We start from the raw sequence: 15,132 nt of genomic DNA on the forward strand, positions 1-15,132 counted from the left end.
TTTTATATCGATTTTTCTCTATACTTTTATGTATATCTAGTAACCACTAACCACTAACCAGTAACCACTAACCACTAACCACTATCGCAATTTCACAGCTGTCCCTGTTGCTGTAATAAGTATGAGAACACCTGATTGGTCAACATTAATGGTGCCAGTATCAATTTCAATACCAATAACAGCATCCGCACCCAAACGCCTTGCTCGTAGGGATAATTCTTCTATTGCTTTCTGTTGTCCCTGCTCAAATAGTCGTTCGTAACTTCCGGTGCGTCCACCAATAATGTCTCGGATACTCGCAAAGAAATCTCGTAGGAAATTGCTTCCGTAGACCACTTCTGCAGTCACAATGCCCAAATATGAATCAACGATAGACCCCTGAATGACATCAGTTGTAGTCAAAATCATAAAATCGAACCTCAATCGCATTGATTGGAATAGCACGGCTTTAACTCTATTGGATATGCTAACGTTCTCTTCTGCCTATCTTGATAAAGGGACTGGCGTAGTGGGGAGTAGGGGGAAGTGGGAAAAAATTGGCATTAGAAAAACTTCCTGAGCAGGCAAAAAGCTTGTGAAATAGGTGAATTGAGGTACACACTTGTAGGAAAATAGTTTTTGCTTGTTCATCTGGTTGATATCAACGGGTAGCAATGCTGGGGCTTCGATTGAGTTGGGGCAACCCCTTAAGCATGACTACTGGTTGTCTTTGGTTGCTTGTCTCAATCGAGTGTATTAAATCAAACAATGCTCTTAACGTACTTTTACAGAGTCATGAAAATTCTTCATAAATCTTGTACAAAAGTCAACACAAGCTGTTTGCAAAACAGGATATTTTTGTTTTAATGGACAAGCAATCAAGAAAACTTTGAAAAAGTTGCAAAGAATATCAGGAAAATTACTGTGTACAAACTAACATCTCTTATAGTAAATATTTTCATTATTAGTAGTATTGCAGCAACAGTACCATCAGTGGCTCGCGCTCAAAGCATTTTGCCACAACAAAGTTCTCAGGAGTTGAAGGAACTTCTAGATGAAGGGCGACGACTTGTAGATACAGGTGATTACAATAATGCGATCGCTGTCTATCAAAGAGCCACAACTTTAGAGCCAAAAAATGCCACAATATACGCTGGCATTGGCTACCTCTACGCTCAGCAAGGAAATTTGCCCGCAGCGTTGACGGCGTATCGACGTGCTGTAGCACTCAACCCCAACAATGGAGATTATCAATACGCTTTGGGTTACGTAAGTGGTAATTTGGGAGATAACAAAACAGCCAAAGAAGCTTACAGACGTGCCATACAAAGCAATCGGACTAATGCCAATGCCTACATAGGGTTATCAACAGTTCTCTTGCGTTTGGGAGAGTATGTAAATGCCAAATGGGCATACGAACAAGCCGTCAACCTAGATCCCAAAAATCCTCAAGTATACGAGTTGCGGGGTAATATATTGATGAAACAAGGAAAATCGAAAGAAGCGATCGCAGTCTTCAAACAAGCTAGAGAATTATACGAACGTCAAGGTAAGTCAGACAGCGTAGTCAGACTAGAAGCTGTGCTTCGCGATCTAGGAGTTTAATGGTTATTGGTTATTGGTCATTGGTCATTGGTTATTGGTCATTGGTTATTGGTCATTGGTCATTTGTCATCGGTCATTGGTCATTGGAAAAAATGTGTGCTGCAAAAACAAATTCCCTTGACCCAGTACAAGGGGTCAAGGGTAGATCGCTTTGTGCCAATATCATGAAAAACGTCCTGAACGTACTTGAAATCTAGGGTATAAGCGTATATAATGACGCTCAACAAAATTAATATGCAAGACTAACCATCAGGAGACTCACCCCCTTGCTGTGCGGATTTGTTGCTACAGCCTTCTTTAATGATATTGGCTACTTTTTTGCAGGCATTTGTTGTATTGGTTGAGGTGGTTCAAGTAGTTTGAGACGGTTGGTGTTGCTAGAAGAATCGACTCGGGAAATAATTTCCATGAGGCGATCGCTGTTGCCGTTTTGTTTTTGTCTGGACATAAGTTTCAACTCCTTTGTGGTAGATACCCTAATAGAAAATCGAGCAAACTGGAATTATACATCAAATACGCTTTTTTCGCAAGACCCGGAATGAATATAGGATCTTCCTACTTATGGTGTATCATCATTTGTGCATTTGGCGATGGTACTCCCGATACTATTTTTTAAAAAAAAGATGAAGAAAATGTGAGGATTTGGGTTTGTACGCAAATTTTACTACGTTTTCGTCACCTATTATCTATCGCGTGGCAGAAAACCAGATTTTTGCAGCACAGAAGCGGCTTGTTTGCAGCGAACAAATTGGAGAAAGGCTTTAACAGCTTGGGAAGAACTTTTTTTCGAGATAATTCCGATAGGACGCACCATCTGATATCTACCAGTCTGTACGTTCTCTAGGGTGGCTTCTACACCGTTAAGGGTGAGGGGGTTCAGACGAAGTTGTTTGGATGTAACATAGGCAGATGAGAAAACGCCAATACTATAGGGAATATTCTGTACTGCTGCGATCGCATCCTCTTCTGTCAAGAGAAGAATTGCGGTTTTAGAATTTTTCAAATCTTTACCCAAGTAATGCTTACGTTGAAGGCGCTTAACGGAATCATCTTCAGGGAGATCTAGCACAACGATTGTGGCATCAGGACCCCCAATGTCTTGCCAATTCCTCAATTTACCGCTGTAAATTGCTCTAAGATTCTCCGTCGTCAAATTAGTAATCCCGCTAACACTTGGGTGGGTAGCGACTAACAGAGCATCTTTAGCAGTTTCCGAGTACTCCAAGGTGCTATCTTCCAATTTCAACTCTTCATCCACGCTGCTAATATCAAGCAGTTCGTCTCTAACTCCCTTAAGAGCAACCATAGATTGAGCCATTGGTACAAACGAGATGTGGACGTTTTTTACTTGAGATGTGTAAGCATCAGCGAGTGTTTTCATGGCTAGATAAGTACTACCATGACTGCCAATCTTAATTTCTAAGTATGCTTGGGAACCGGATAGTATATTAGTACTAAATTGATGGATGTTGCTGGTTGTGCAGCCTGATAATTCCCCTAAAAATATGCATATAACGAGGGTTGCTATCAACCATAAGCTATTCTTCATATAACTTACTTTGTATATAAGGTTTTTTACATCCTTCCAACAGGTTAAACTATAAACCTATCTTTTAATCTAGCCAAAGAATCGTTATCTATATCGTTGGGGAGAGCTTTAAATACAAATAGGGGTCAGGGGTCAGGGCAATACTGCAAGGGCTCTCGGAAATTGTAGTGTTTTCGTATTTTTATGCTTAACCGACAAGTATTGGGGGTCAGGGGCTAAGGGCGTCAAAAAGATATTAATTGTCGGTAGAAATAACACGCAATAAGAATTGATTTAAAATCTCAGATTCAGTGAATATAACTAACTCTTATATTTCCGAAATGGCGAAGATTGAGTTGAATAGTAGTGAAATCTAATATATACAGAGTGCTGGAACTCAGATTAGCTGACAAACTGGGGATTTTTTTTAGTGATAAGGGAGCTATATAAATGCTTCCAAATGGCTTTTTTTAAACTCTTATAGTTACGTAAGTAATACGGATAAAACTAGTAAGAACACTGAAAAATACAAAAAATATTTTTATTAATTACTCAATATCTTAGTGGAAACATTCTATACACTTTATTGGGTTTTATGTTATGACTATAAGCAGTCATTTTTCATAGTTATTAGTCCCAGCATCTAACCATTATGCTAATCGTCAAAATCTTTTTCAAACAAACTCATTTTTATCTTTATAAAGAAAATCATCATAAAACTCTGTTAGCAAATGTAAAAAATGCTATTTTTGGCGAGGGTCTAATTTTTGAAATTCAGAGATTATGAAACATCTCAAAAATTATTTTTATCTCATTTTTGAAAGTTGTAGCGTTTTGAAAATTTCAAAAAAGCATCTATATATTTATTAAGAGTTGATTGTCATGCGGAAGCCAGTTCTAACGATTTTCTACCAATTCAATCCATGGCATAGTACTATCGGAGGTATTCAAACACTCATCAAAATCTTCCTTAAATATGCACCTAATGAATTTGAAGTTAGACTTGTAGGAACAGAGTACAAGCCCAATCAAACTATTGGAAAATGGCAAGTTGTAGAATTTGCGGGGAAAAAAATTAAGTTTTTACCTTTATTTACTTTAGAGAATGATAATGTTAGAAGCCTGGTTCCAACAACAATAAAGTATACAGCTAATCTTTTCAAATATTGCTGTGAATCAGATTTTATGCATTTTCATCGCTTGGAGCCAACTTTAGCATCTTTTTATTGGCGGGGAGAAAAAACCCTATTTATTCACAATGATATCCGGACACAGATGCAAGGCGTGGATAATACCAAGGCAATACTTTGGCAGAAGTGTCCTGCTGCTTATTTTGTTTTAGAAAAACTTTTAGTAAGTCAGTTCAACCAAATACTTTCATGCAACACTGATACTGCAGAACTATATCGCCAGCGTTATCCAAAGAGTGCAGATCGTATTGCTTACATTAAAAATTCGTATGATAACGAAATCTTCTACCCCTTGACTTCAAAAGACCGAGAAACTCAAAGACGCGAACTAGCCTATAGGTTGGGGTTACCAGAGGAAACACGTTTTGTTCTATTTGCTGGACGACTTCATCCACAAAAAGATCCTATTTTGCTAGTACGTACACTTGCTGCTTTGGGAGATCCTAATGTTCATCTCCTCATAGCTGGTTCTGGAGAATTAGAAGCAGAAGTTCTTACAGAAATTGGTCATTTAGGGTTATGTAGTCAGGTAACAATGCTTGGTGCAGTTACCCAGAATGAACTTGCACAGTTGCATCGTTTATGCAGTGTTTTTATCCTAACAAGTGCTTATGAAGGTTTACCCTTGGTGGTTTTAGAAGCGCTTGCTAGTGGAACACCAGTTGTAACGACAAAATGTGGAGAAACACCAAAATTCCTCACACCAAATAGTGGAATTGTATGTTCTGAACGTACTCCAACTTGTATAGCGGATGCTGTCAGAAAGATTCTACAGCATCCAGAAAATTTTCCCTCTGAGTCTTGCGTGCAAGCTGCAAGCCCTTATGCAGCATTTAATGTTGTCACTCAAGTCTACAACGATATGTGGCGGCGTTGGGAAGGGAGTAGGGGAAGGGAGTAGGGGAAGGGGTAGGGGGTAGGGGTAGTTTTGAGAGTCCTACACAGGAAAGCAACTTAGCATTTTATCTTGACGTAAACCTGTATGTGGAGTAACACAAATTAGGTATGAAAATTGCAGTGATTGGTGCAAAAGGTCTTCCTCCCAAACAGGGTGGTATTGAACATTATTGTGCGGAAGTTTATCCTCGCATGGTAGCACAAGGTCATAGTGTGGATTTATTTGCCCGTAGTTCCTATGCTCAAAGTCCTTGGTTAAACAGTTACAAATTTCAGGGTGTCCGAGTTATTCCCCTACCTGATTGTCAAGTTAAAGGGGTGGACGCTTTTATGACTTCAGCTATAGGAGCGATCGCAACTGCACTGAAGAATTACGATATTGTTCATTTCCACGCACTTGGTCCATCTTTATTTACTCGTCTAGCCAGAATTCATTTGTCTACAAAGATTGTAGTCACTTGTCACGGACTAGATTGGCAACGCGCTAAATGGGGCAACTTTTCTACTCGTCTGATTCAAATGGGGGAGAAGGAAGCAGTTAATTTTGCTCATGGATTGATTGTGGTATCCGAAGCTCTGAAGTCTTATTTTTTACAAACATACGGTAGGGAGACAATTTACATTCCAAACGCCCCAGCTAACTACGCTCAATCAGACCCAAATTTTACCTACGGGACTTCTATTGGTTTGACACAAGGACGTTACATCTTGTTTTTAGGCAGGCTAGTACCGGAAAAACGTCCCGATCTGTTAGTTGAAGCCTTTAGTCGTCTCAAACCAGATGGATGGAAGTTAGTTTTAGCTGGAGGTATCAGCGATACAAAAGCATTCACTTCTAAGCTTTTAGAAAAGGTTGCAAATCATCGCAATATTGTGTTTGCAGGTGAACTTCGAGGACCTCGACTGTGGGAAATTGTTCGAGGCGCAGGATTATTTGTCCTTCCTTCCGATCTAGAGGGACTACCTCTGGCTTTATTGGAGGCAATGAGGGAAGGCATACCAGTATTAGCAAGCAATATAGCACCCCATCAACAACTGATTGCTGAGGAACGGGGAATGCTTTTTGAGGCTGGAAGTACAGACTCTTGTATTCGTTCTTTAAATTGGCTCATCGCTCACCCTGACGAAATGAAGTTGATGGCTGAAAATGCACAAAAGTATGTGCTACAGAATTACAGTTGGGAGCAAATTTGTACGGAACACTTAAAAGTTTATAAAACTCTTTTAAATGATTCTGAACCAATCGTAAGTTTGCCTAAATTTAGAACAAGTTGAATAAGTAAGTCATTTGTCATTTGTCATTTGTAAGGATTTCACCCGTGTTTACACATCTTTACATTCTGTCTATTCTCGCTAACTTACTTAAAACGCCATGACTAGAATCAAAAATCCCAAACCCAATTTTCTAGATTTCTTAAGGACACAAGGGTGTATGTAATGGAAAAAAACCTAACATACTTAATAGCAGTGTTAAAACGGCAAAGTTTGCCTGCTGTAGCTACATTTGCTGCTGTTATTTGTGGTGCTTTTGCCTACCTTAGTGTGACTCCACGTTTGTATGAAACATCAGCACGGCTCATGCTTGATAGCAAAAGCGTAAGTGTTTCTGAATTGGGACGTGACTTAATTCAAATGTCTTCAGCTACACCGGGTGGAGCAAATCCACTCGCAGATCAAGCAGAGCTTGTAATGTCACAACGGGTTTTGGAACGAGCGATCGCATTGGCGACAAGCAATTCTCAAAGGAATTCATCCCAACCAAAACCCACTGCAGGTGCTCTGCGGAAAAAGTTAAAAGTCAAAATTGTTCCTGCGACTAATATTCTTGAACTGATTTATCAAGATGGAGACCCCGAGCAGGCTGTCAATATCCTCAATGCTGTATCTCAAACAATGGTTGAGAACAACATCAAAGCCATCCGATCTGAAGCAACTAAAGTCCGCGAATTTTTAGAACAACAAGTCCCATTAGCTAGAACACAACTTCAACAAGCTGAAACATCTGAAAATAAATACAGACAAATCAGCGGTCTCGTCTCCTCTGAAGAGCAAACTAAAACAATAGTGGAGAGTATAGCTGTTTTGGAGAACCAAGAACGGGCTTTGTTAGCTCAGCGACAAGAAGTGCGATCGCGGAAAGTTTCTTTGCAACAAATTACTCAAGTCAGATCTGTTGGCAAAGCCTACGCGGCTGTAAGGGGCGGACAAGATGAAGAACTGAAGAAGTTACGAGCCAAGTTAGCAGAGTTGGAACAGCAAGTGATTCAAACTCGTTTGCGATTTACAGAACAACATCCTACTTTAATATCGCTGACGGAACAACGCGATACTGTCCGCGCCCTGTATCAACAAGAACTTGCTCGTGTATCGACAGGAAATCGAGACATTGCTCCCAAAAATGTAGCTTCAGATCAATTAAGTCAGGATCTCACATCCCAATTGATTGCAAGTGAAGTTGAGAGCAGAGCCATTGAAAATAAGTTAAAACTGACACGGGCTGAAAAAACTGACCTCTTGGCTCGTCTTGCACAGATCCCAATTAAACAACAACAGTTAACTACACTCTCTCGTAAAAGGGAAGAGGCTGCAGTGTCACTAAAATTCCTCCAAAGCAAACTAGAGGAAGCACGTATTGCGGAGGCACAAAAAGTCAGCAACATTCACGTTATAGAAGAAGCAACATTGCCAACTTCACCTGCTTCTCCTAACGTAAAAGCCATTCTAGTGCTGGCTGTTGTATTTGGAGCTATTCTAGCCACTGGTGTTATGCTGGTGCTAGAAGTGATGGATAACACCCTAAGAGATGCATCTGAAGCCGAGAAATTACTACAGTTACCGTTAATAGGAGTGTTACCGCAACTACCTGCTACAACCCTCAGTCTTGCACCGGGCGAACAATTTCTAGATAATGTTGGGTTGGTTGAGCCTTATCGGACGTTGTTCAAAAATCTAGAGTTTCGTTCTCCTAATGATATTAAATTAATTGTCGTTAGCAGCACCATTTCTGGAGAGGGTAAATCAATAGTTGCTTCTCACCTAGCCGCAGTGTCCGCCATGTTATCTCGACGGACATTAATCATTGATGCGGATTTGCGAAGACCGATACAGCACGCACTGTTTAATGTCGCTCCAAGATCGGGGATTAGTGATGTCATTTACGGTCATATGTCTTTGTTAGAAGCTGTACAGCCGACAACAATTGAAAACCTTTCTGTCTTAACATATGGCAATCCATACGGGCGTCCCTCTCAATTGCTAGAGTCGGTTGCTATGAAATCTCTATTGGCAGAAGCTGCCGAACGTTACGATTTAGTCATTATAGATACTCCTCCATTAAGTGTTTGCGCTGATAGTACAACCTTAGGTAAGTATAGTGATGGAATTATTATAGTTACACGCCCTAGCTTCACAGTTAAGGAGATGCTGCAAAAATCAGTATCAGAATTAACTCGAAATCGTATACCAATACTGGGTGTTGTCGTCAACGGAATGACATCTCTGACGGAAAAGTACTATCGCTATCCCAAAGATAGTTACCAACCCACAAAGCAGTTAATGGCTTTGGAGTCTAGCTTTAAAAATTCTACAACAGGTTTTAGGTCAAAATAATGTTACTGAATAAGTTTCAAAATCGTTATTTTTACCAGCGACTATTTGTAGGATTGACAGGCGTAGGAGTTGGTTTGGTTTCGGGAGTTCTTGTTGGTGCTAACCCGCAGCTACTAGGTGTGGCTTTAGTCGGAGTCATCGCGATCGTTTGGTTTTTTGCCAAATTTCAGCAAGCGGTACTCGGTTTATTAATACTGCGTAGTTCCCTTGATATCTTCTCCGCTCAGCAGTTACCAGCTGCGTTTGCCATTGGGTTAGACGCTTTGACCTTAGTTTACGTAACCGTACAGTTACTGTTAGGTCAATCTATCAAGATTGATAAGTTTTGGTGGGTACTTGCTTTTTGGATAGCTTTACAAGGACTTTGGGTCATACTTTTACCTTTAGGAGGGTTAGGGCTAGACGGTTCTTATTTACTTGCTTCCGTTCGCGAATGGGTACGCCTGTTTACTTGGCTGATGGTCTATCTGTTAGTCATGCAATTACAGGATAAAGTTCATCCCAACCAAGTTGTTTCTAGTTTGTTTTTTGGTTTGATAGTGCCACTGACAGCAGCCACAATGCAGACTTTTTTGCCTATGTCGCTTCTGCCTCCCATGCTCGTTAATACGGCAACAGATCCAACAGGTGGAAGTGTTTCTCGCATTAATGGTACCCTTGGTCATCCAAATACCTTTGCGACCTTTCTGTTACTATTTCTCGGTCTTACTTACTGGAAACAGCAGCAAGCGCAGCGTCGTTTACCCTGGTTGTTTTTACTGGGTGCGATCGCTTTCTTTTTTGTAGGTACTAAAGCTTTATTCAGTCTTATGATGCTAGCGACTTTTATTTTTGTATTGCTAGTTCCCAAGTTAAATATTCCAAACCTCCTTGGAGGAGTTGTTTTATTTGCAATTGTGATTGGTTTGTTTACTAGTACAGAGTTTGGTCAAGAGCGTCTTGCTTCTATTATGGAAACTCCTCTTCTGAACCCAGATATGGACATATCAAGAGCTATTCTTCTGTCTGAGGGTGATGGCAACAGTTTTAATTGGCGACTGGCTCAGTGGACTTATTTACTGGGACAGTGGCAACATTTTCCTTGGTTAGGTTTTGGCTTGGGTATCAGTGACTCTGTCAGCCAAAATGGGCTTTTACCCCACAATGATTATGTTCGAGCTTTAATTGAGGGCGGAATTGTGGGTATGGCAGCTTTTCTCACTTTTCTTAGCTCTCATGTAGTTCGGCTTTTGCAATTAATTCGTTCTGCACCTACGGGAAGTTCGCAACGCAGTTTATGTCAAACGTTGCTGGCAGTTTTTTTAGCTATACCAGTTGGCATGATTACGGAAAATATTTGGAGTCATACCACTTTATTTTTTTATTGGTCAACGTTGATAGCAGTTGCAGGTTGGAATTGGCATGAATTAAAGACAGGAGAAGAATCTGCGAGCATTCATAATTTTTCTAATTTTTCATGATGAATTATTCTTGTCCCGTCTGAAGATTACTTATTTTAATGAACCGCAAAGACGTAAAGGACACGAAGAAAGAGGAGAAGAGAATCAATAATCTTATGGCGGAAAGTAGTATTTCCATCTACAAGAATATTATCGGTTAATCCAAAATACACGCATCCAAAATCCACAATCGGTTAATCCAAAATCCAAAATCTAAAATCCAAAATCCCAAATATGCCAAAAGTTTCTGTTGTTATTCCTGCATACAATGCCATAGCTTATCTTCCTGAAACTATGGAAAGTGTTTTGAGTCAAACTTATGATAGTTTTGAAGTGATAGTTGTTAATGATGGTAGTTTAGATGAAACTGAACAATGGGTTGCTCAGATTCAAGATCCTAGGGTAAAACTGATTTCTCAGGAAAATCAAGGCTTGTCTGGCGCTAGAAATACGGGGATTTTTCACGCTCGGGGTGATTACATAGCGTTTCTAGATTCTGATGACATTTGGGAACCTACTAAACTAGAAAAACAAGCCAGTATCCTTGACGAATGTCCAGAAGTTGGATTAGTTTATACTTGGGTTGCTTACATCAACGAGCAAAGCCAATCTACTGGTAAGGTATTTAAGCATCAAGCAGAAGGTGATGTCTGGAAAAAGTTAACCGAACATAATATTGTAGAGTGTGGGAGCGTTGCTATGGTACGTCGTTCCTGCTTTGAAAATTGTGGTGTTTTCGATCGCAGCCTGGTTTCTTTTGTAGAAGATTGGGATATGTGGCTTCGTATTGCTTCCAAATATCCCTTTAAGGTTGTGAAAGAGCCTTTAGTTTATTATCGACAGCGATCGAATAGTGCATCTAAAAACTGGGAAGCAATGGAGCAAAGTTTTCGGATAGTTATTGAAAAAGCTTTTGCTTCAGTACCTAATGAATTGCAGTATTTAAAAAATAGAAGCTATGCTTCTGCTAACCTGTGTTTGGCTTGGAAACCACTGCAAAACCAGCAGAAGGATTATCAAAAAACTCTTTATTTTCTTCAACAAGCTTCGACTTATTATCCTGGAGTTCGCTTTTCTAAGGAATTTATTCGTCTGAGTATAGCTGCTACTGCAATGCGCTGGTTGGGGAATAATGGTTATAAGCAAGTGCTGACGATTTTTCATACTTTACGTCGTTATGCAGTCGCTATTGCACGTTAACAAGTGGCAAATTTGGAAATTGAGATAGTTAACTATACCAAATTGAAAAAAGAAGGCGACAGTTCGTAGTGTACAACTTAGTCCAAGCATAGCTTTCATAATCCCCAATCCAAAATCTCTTAATCCAAAATCCAAAATCCCCAATCCAAAATCTCTTAATCCAAAATCCAAAATCCAAAATCCAAAATCCAAAATATGTCAGTTATTTCTGTGGTTATACCTGCTTACAATGCAGAGCGAACTATTTGGGAAACTATAGATTCGGTTCTGAAGCAATCTTTTCAAGATTTTGAATTAATTGTTATTAACGATGGTTCAAAAGATAGAACTCTAGAAATTGTTCGGAGTATTCAAGACGAACGAGTCAAAATTTTTTCTTATGACAATGGTGGTTTGCCAGTAGCTCGCAATCGTGGTATTTCTCATGCAACTGGCGAGTATATTGCCTTTCTTGATGCTGATGATTTATGGACACCTGATAAATTAGAATTACAATTAGCGGCTTTACAGCAGCATCCAGAAGCAGGGGTTGCTTATAGCTGGACAGTTTGCATGATTGAAGAAGGTGAAGCTTTATCTTACAGGCAATTACCTCCTACGACTTTTACAGGTAATATTTACTCTGAATTGCTTCAGAGCAATTTTATTGCACATGGATCGAATGTTTTAGTTCGCAGGGAAGCTGTTGACTCAGTGGGAGATTTCGATCCTGCGTGTACTAGTTGTGCTGACTGGGACTATTGGTTGCGGTTAGCAGCACGTTGGCAATATGTTTTAGTTCCTCAAAATCAAATCTTCTATCGTCGTACTTTGGGATCGATGTCATCTAATGTTGAGGTGATGGAGGAGCGCGGTTTGTTCATGATTGAAAAGGCATATCGAGAAGCTCCTTCAGAATTGCAGTATCTTAAAAGTCAAACAATGTCTAATTTTTATAGATATTGTGCTGAATTATGTCTGGAATATCGTCCTAGCATGAGTGGGATTAGAAAAGCGCAAGGAAAATTGTGGACAGCTATTCGTATCCACCCACAGATTCTACTGGATCTATCCATTTGGAAGTTAATTGCCAAGTTGATCATGAGGCTTCTTTTTACCCAAAAGATTGCTAGTCTTTTACTCCGAGTTAATCGCCAAATGTCAACTCAGTATGATTCCCGATTACAACTAGATAAATGAGAGTTAATCTGAAAGTATTGTTTTAGCAGATGATGGAATAATTCGTCATTCGTCATTCGTCATTTGTCATTCGTCATTCATAATTCCTAATTCATGAATTAATTGACAACTCAAATAGGACTGCTATATGCCAAAAATTTCTGTAGTCATACCAGCATACAATGCAGAACTGACTATTGCAGAAACTATAAATTCTGTTTTGTTACAAACATTTACAAATTTTGAACTTATTGTTATTAATGATGGTTCAAAAGATAAAACTTTAGAAATAGTAGAGGGTATCGACGATAAGCGAGTGAAGGTTTTTTCCTATGAAAATGGTGGGTTGCCAACAGCTCGCAATCGAGGAATAACTCGTGCAGTAGGAGAGTTTATTGCTTTTCTTGATGCTGATGATTTGTGGACACCAGATAAATTGGAACTACAACTAGCAGCATTGCAACAGCATCCAGAAGCAGGAGTTGCTTATAGTTGGACTTGCGTCATGAATGTAGATGCACAAGGAAAACCTGTATCATATCATCCCTGTTTGGAATATTCTTTCACAGGTAATGTTTATCAACAGTTATTAATGGGTGATTTTATTCACAGTGGCTCCAATACTCTGATTCGCAGACAAGCGATCGCATCTGTAGGAGGGTTTGACCCTACACTCAAATCCTGTGAGGACTGGGACTATTGGTTGCGACTTGCAGCGTGTTGGCAATTTGTGGTTGTACCTAAATATCAAATTTTTTACCGTCGCACCCCTGGTGCTATGTCGTCTAAAGTGGAGGTGATGAAAGAAGCTGCTCTTTTGGCTCTAGAAAAGGCATATCAAACAGCACCACCAGAACTACAATTTCTTAAACCACTAACCCTTATTAACTTTCATAAGTATTGTGCAGACCTGTATTTGCAATATCGTACCGATAGCCACTCAATTTGGCAAGCGCTACAGCATTTGTGGTCTATCATCTGCCTTAGCCCTAAGAATTTAATAGAAAAAACGACACAAAAATTGCTGATTAAATCTTTTGTGCTACTCGTATTTCCCTCACAGGTTGTCATTTATTTACGCCAGTTTAAAAGAAAACTTCTATTGAACCGCAATTCCAGTTTTATGTCATGAAACAAGTCTCAAGTTTACCAATGACGAAACAAGGCAAAATGGATAGATCGTTTGGTCTATTGTCTGAGTATAGTCCAGAGCCAACCATTGCCTTATTACATTATTTTGAATTACTTGATGATTTTCTCGCGCCTCTCAATGTTTCCTTTGAGACATTCTGTAATGAGTTTGTGGGTAGTTGGATTTTTGGCTATGTAAATGCTCTCCAATGTGTAGGTGTTCGCACGGTTTTGTTTTGCATTACGGAGAGTGTGGAGAAACCATTGCACGCAGTACATAAACCCACTGGGACACCCATCTGTGCTTTACCTCCGTCTGGGCTTTACCGTCACTATCGAGGTATGCGCCGTCAGGCTCAAAAGGAACTAGCAAATAATTCTCCCCACCTTCAATCACCCATTAAACCTCCCGAATCTCCTATCAAAAATCTGGCTCGTAGTTTGGGAGGTTATATATCTACACCTTTAGGGTTATTTGCCCGAGAACTGCGGCGTTACAACTGTCAAGCTATCTTGTGTCAAGAGTATGAATTTGCCCGTTTTGACACTTGCGTTTTGTTGGGACAGTGGATGCGTTTGCCTGTGTTTGCTACTTTCCAAGGCGGAAATCAAACCCAGAGCTGGTTGGAAGTCCCTATGCGTCATTTGGCTTTGCACAAATGCACGGGTGTGATTATTCCAACACACGTTGAAATTGAGCGAGTCAGTGTACGTTATCAAATTCCACGGGATAAAATAACTCGAATTTTTAACCCCTTTGATGGAGGAGCGTGGAAACCTGTGGAACGCAGTCAAGCACGAGCAGCACTGAGTATTCCATTAAAAGCAAGGGTTGTTGTATGGCACGGGCGTATTCAAATAGCAACCAAAGGGTTGGATATTTTGTTAGAAGCTTGGCAGCAAATTTGTCAAGAACGTCCAGAAAAAGACTTGCGTTTGATTTTTCTGGGTACTGGTGGTGATGCAGAACAATTTCGCCAAATGCTTGATGCTATGCAATTGAGGGGCGTGCTGTGGCGAAATGAATTTGTGAGCGATCGCGCTGTGCTATGCCAATATCTGTCAGCAGCTGATGTTTATACTCTGCCATCTCGCAATGAAGGTTTCCCAGTAGCGCCCATAGAAGCAATGTACTGTAATTTACCTGTAGTTGCTGCTGATGCTCCTGGTGTAGCAGACATTCTTGAAGGAGGTGAGGCTTCTGGTGGAATCGTTATACCCCGTAACAATGTAGAAGCGTTAGCATCAGCATTGGGTCGTCTTTTAGACAATGAAGTTGAGGCACGAGATTTGGGACAGCTTGCAAGACACCGGGCTGAAAGTTGTTTTGCACCAAAAATGATTGGTCAGCAATTGCGTGATGTCCTTTTCTGCCAAAACTGAATCAAAGATGTAA

Annotated in this window: 13 protein-coding genes; 10 read left to right on the plus strand and 3 right to left on the minus strand. The window is 40.1% G+C overall.

Translation table 11 applies throughout. From position 1 onward, the window contains the following. Window positions 1–81 precede the first annotated feature (81 nt). A complete protein-coding gene (locus F7734_RS45370; protein WP_017746893.1) occupies window positions 82–408 on the minus strand; it encodes a YbjQ family protein in 327 nt (108 codons plus the stop codon). Window positions 409–903: 495 nt separating this feature from the next. Between F7734_RS45370 and F7734_RS45375 the strand changes: the two genes are divergently transcribed. Together F7734_RS45375 and F7734_RS45380 are read left to right on the plus strand one after the other, a co-directional pair. After that, the gene (locus F7734_RS45375; RefSeq protein WP_166482545.1) at window positions 904–1,584 is read left to right on the plus strand and encodes a tetratricopeptide repeat protein; all 681 of its coding nucleotides are present in this window, start codon (window positions 904–906) and stop codon (window positions 1,582–1,584) included. Next, window positions 1,584–1,781: a hypothetical protein gene (locus F7734_RS45380; protein ID WP_155750917.1), complete on the plus strand. Its 198-nt coding sequence runs from the start codon at window positions 1,584–1,586 to the stop codon at window positions 1,779–1,781. The genes F7734_RS45375 and F7734_RS45380 overlap by 1 nt, the downstream gene beginning before the upstream one ends. Window positions 1,782–1,894: 113 nt before the next feature. On the opposite strand, the gene F7734_RS45385 is transcribed toward F7734_RS45380, so the two are convergent. After that, window positions 1,895–2,032, minus strand: a complete 138-nt coding sequence (locus F7734_RS45385; RefSeq protein WP_155750918.1) for a hypothetical protein — start codon at window positions 2,030–2,032, stop codon at window positions 1,895–1,897. A 234-nt stretch (window positions 2,033–2,266) separates the two neighbouring features. Beyond that, window positions 2,267–3,133: a substrate-binding domain-containing protein gene (locus tag F7734_RS45390; protein WP_155750919.1), complete on the minus strand. Its 867-nt coding sequence runs from the start codon at window positions 3,131–3,133 to the stop codon at window positions 2,267–2,269. An 861-nt stretch (window positions 3,134–3,994) separates the two neighbouring features. On the opposite strand from F7734_RS45390, the gene F7734_RS45395 reads away from it, so the two are divergent. The 8 genes from F7734_RS45395 to F7734_RS45430 all read left to right on the plus strand — a co-directional run bounded on the left by F7734_RS45395 (window position 3,995) and on the right by F7734_RS45430 (window position 15,119). Further along, window positions 3,995–5,203, plus strand: a complete 1,209-nt coding sequence (locus F7734_RS45395) for a glycosyltransferase family 4 protein (protein WP_155750920.1) — start codon at window positions 3,995–3,997, stop codon at window positions 5,201–5,203. A gap of 104 nt (window positions 5,204–5,307) precedes the next feature. Then, window positions 5,308–6,474, plus strand: coding sequence for a glycosyltransferase family 4 protein (locus tag F7734_RS45400; protein WP_155750921.1), 1,167 nt, complete (start codon window positions 5,308–5,310; stop codon window positions 6,472–6,474). Window positions 6,475–6,636: 162 nt separating this feature from the next. Then, window positions 6,637–8,808, plus strand: a complete 2,172-nt coding sequence (locus F7734_RS45405; protein ID WP_155750922.1) for a polysaccharide biosynthesis tyrosine autokinase — start codon at window positions 6,637–6,639, stop codon at window positions 8,806–8,808. Beyond that, a complete protein-coding gene (locus tag F7734_RS45410; RefSeq protein ID WP_155750923.1) occupies window positions 8,808–10,268 on the plus strand; it encodes an O-antigen ligase family protein in 1,461 nt (486 codons plus the stop codon). The genes F7734_RS45405 and F7734_RS45410 overlap by 1 nt, the downstream gene beginning before the upstream one ends. A 213-nt stretch (window positions 10,269–10,481) precedes the next feature. Next, window positions 10,482–11,447, plus strand: coding sequence for a glycosyltransferase family A protein (locus F7734_RS45415; protein WP_155750924.1), 966 nt, complete (start codon window positions 10,482–10,484; stop codon window positions 11,445–11,447). 195 nt (window positions 11,448–11,642) lie between these two features. Then, on the plus strand, window positions 11,643–12,626 hold the full coding sequence (locus F7734_RS45420) for a glycosyltransferase family 2 protein (RefSeq protein WP_155750925.1): 984 nt from the start codon (window positions 11,643–11,645) through the stop codon (window positions 12,624–12,626). A 127-nt stretch (window positions 12,627–12,753) separates the two neighbouring features. After that, the gene (locus tag F7734_RS45425) at window positions 12,754–13,737 is read left to right on the plus strand and encodes a glycosyltransferase family A protein (RefSeq protein WP_155750926.1); all 984 of its coding nucleotides are present in this window, start codon (window positions 12,754–12,756) and stop codon (window positions 13,735–13,737) included. Next, window positions 13,734–15,119 carry a glycosyltransferase family 4 protein gene (locus F7734_RS45430; protein WP_243147426.1) on the plus strand — a complete coding sequence of 462 codons (1,386 nt, stop codon included), beginning with the start codon at window positions 13,734–13,736 and terminating at the stop codon, window positions 15,117–15,119. The genes F7734_RS45425 and F7734_RS45430 overlap by 4 nt, the downstream gene beginning before the upstream one ends. Window positions 15,120–15,132 lie beyond the last annotated feature (13 nt).

The organism is Scytonema sp. UIC 10036 (assembly GCF_009725235.1).

Bases quoted from the DNA above. Each gene is read 5' to 3' on its own strand.
- F7734_RS45370 (WP_017746893.1), bottom strand. From the start codon at position 408: ATGATTTTGACTACAACTGATGTCATTCAGGGGTCTATCGTTGATTCA.
- F7734_RS45380 (WP_155750917.1), top strand. From the start codon at position 1,584: ATGGTTATTGGTTATTGGTCATTGGTCATTGGTTATTGGTCATTGGTT.
- F7734_RS45385 (WP_155750918.1), bottom strand. From the start codon at position 2,032: ATGTCCAGACAAAAACAAAACGGCAACAGCGATCGCCTCATGGAAATT.
- F7734_RS45390 (WP_155750919.1), bottom strand. From the start codon at position 3,133: ATGAAGAATAGCTTATGGTTGATAGCAACCCTCGTTATATGCATATTT.
- F7734_RS45395 (WP_155750920.1), top strand. From the start codon at position 3,995: ATGCGGAAGCCAGTTCTAACGATTTTCTACCAATTCAATCCATGGCAT.
- F7734_RS45400 (WP_155750921.1), top strand. From the start codon at position 5,308: ATGAAAATTGCAGTGATTGGTGCAAAAGGTCTTCCTCCCAAACAGGGT.
- F7734_RS45405 (WP_155750922.1), top strand. From the start codon at position 6,637: ATGGAAAAAAACCTAACATACTTAATAGCAGTGTTAAAACGGCAAAGT.
- F7734_RS45410 (WP_155750923.1), top strand. From the start codon at position 8,808: ATGTTACTGAATAAGTTTCAAAATCGTTATTTTTACCAGCGACTATTT.
- F7734_RS45415 (WP_155750924.1), top strand. From the start codon at position 10,482: ATGCCAAAAGTTTCTGTTGTTATTCCTGCATACAATGCCATAGCTTAT.
- F7734_RS45420 (WP_155750925.1), top strand. From the start codon at position 11,643: ATGTCAGTTATTTCTGTGGTTATACCTGCTTACAATGCAGAGCGAACT.
- F7734_RS45425 (WP_155750926.1), top strand. From the start codon at position 12,754: ATGCCAAAAATTTCTGTAGTCATACCAGCATACAATGCAGAACTGACT.
- F7734_RS45430 (WP_243147426.1), top strand. From the start codon at position 13,734: ATGAAACAAGTCTCAAGTTTACCAATGACGAAACAAGGCAAAATGGAT.